The sequence below is a fragment of the Bacteroides caecigallinarum genome (assembly GCF_016902295.1).
GTDB lineage: Bacteria > Bacteroidota > Bacteroidia > Bacteroidales > Bacteroidaceae > Phocaeicola > Phocaeicola caecigallinarum_A.
Genome location: NZ_JACJLQ010000239.1, coordinates 1 through 219, shown reverse-complemented (window position 1 = coordinate 219; position 219 = coordinate 1). Strand labels below are relative to the sequence as shown.

General features: G+C 42.0%; 1 rRNA gene. It reads right to left on the bottom strand.

The features are described 5' to 3' along the window. A 23S ribosomal RNA gene (locus tag H6A27_RS14970) occupies nucleotides 1–95 on the bottom strand; the annotation flags it as partial. Between the last annotated feature and the right edge of the window lie 124 nt (nucleotides 96–219).

Genomic DNA, 219 nt, shown 5'->3' with positions numbered 1-219 from the left:
TTATTTGCACCTCCCCGTGACTTTTCGCAGCTTATCACGTCCTTCATCGCCTCCGAGAGCCAAGGCATCCGCCATGCGCCCTTTCTTACTTTTGTTATCACGCACACACCCTGAACTGTATAATTCAGAGCGGATGATATATACTTTCAGCTCTTTTGGTTTTGACCAAAATTATTTACTCTTTTTCAGCTTGTTACATCATGTCAAAGATCTTCTTAA